At 69.8% G+C, this 1,078-nt stretch carries 1 protein-coding gene and 1 pseudogene; both read left to right on the forward strand.

Features of this window, described 5'->3' with window-relative positions:
• Positions 1 to 893, forward strand: an 893-nt coding sequence (locus ACFWP5_RS52500; RefSeq protein ID WP_384174578.1) for a TIM barrel protein, incomplete at its 5' end; no start/stop codon positions are given.
• A gap of 9 nt (positions 894 to 902) precedes the next feature.
• A pseudogene (locus tag ACFWP5_RS52505) lies at positions 903 to 1,078 on the forward strand (MFS transporter); the annotation flags it as partial.

A 1,078-nucleotide genomic window follows, 5' to 3' on the forward strand; every position in this document is an offset into this window, starting at 1 on the left:
CCCCCGACTCCTGGGGCATCTGGTTCCCCGAGGACGAGCAGCAGGTGCCGTACATCCGCTTCCTCGACGAGCTGGCCACGGCCGGTTACGAATGGTTGGAGCTCGGCCCGTACGGCTATCTCCCCACCGACCCGCAGCGGCTGAAGGAGGAGTTGGACGCCCGTGGGCTCCAGGTCTCCGGCGGCACCGCGTTCGGCGCCCTGCACCGCCCGGAGGCGTGGGACGAGATGCTCGCCCATGTCCGGCAGGTCGCCGCGCTGACCGCGGCCGCCGGCGCGCACCACCTCGTCCTCATCCCGCCCATGTACCGGGACGAGAAGACCGGCGCGTTCACCGAGTCGCCCGAGCTGACCGCCGTCCAGTGGGCCGGGTTCGGCCGATCCGCCGACCGGCTCGGCGGGCTGCTGCTCGACGAGTACGACGTACGGCTCGTCATCCATCCGCACGCCGACAGCCACATCCAGACCCAGCCGGAGATCGAGCGGCTGCTCAACGAGTCGGACTCCCGTTACACCAACCTCTGCCTGGACACCGGCCATGTGGCCTACGGCGGCGGCGACAACCTCGATCTGATCCGCCGCTTCGGCGAGCGCGTGGGCTACGTCCACATCAAGCAGATGGATCCTGCGGTGCTGGCCCAAGTCGCGGTCGAGGACCTGTCGTTCGGGGAGGCGGTCAAGCGCGGGGTGTGTGTGTCACCTCCTGCGGGCGTGCCGAACCCGGCCGACGTGGTGGCCGAACTCGCGCGCCTGGACGCCGAGTTGTTCGTCATCGTCGAGCAGGACCTGTACCCATGCGCTCCTGAGGTGCCGCTGCCCATCGCGGTCAGCACGCGTGAGCACCTGGCCGGTTGCGGGCTGACGGGTACCCGCCGCCCGCACCTCAACCGGTAGGCGGCGGCCATGGACGTCAAGGACGACACGACGCAGATCGCCCCCACCACAGCTGCCTCGCGGACGGTCTCCCGCAGGCTGCGGCTCATTACCGTCATCGCCACCTTCGGCGGACTCCTCTTCGGCTACGACACCGGCGTCATCAACGGCGCCCTGCCCTACATGACCGACGACCTGGGCCTGAC

Origin of the sequence: Streptomyces sp. NPDC058469 (assembly GCF_042721125.1) — a bacterium.
In the GTDB taxonomy this organism is placed as follows: domain Bacteria; phylum Actinomycetota; class Actinomycetes; order Streptomycetales; family Streptomycetaceae; genus Streptomyces.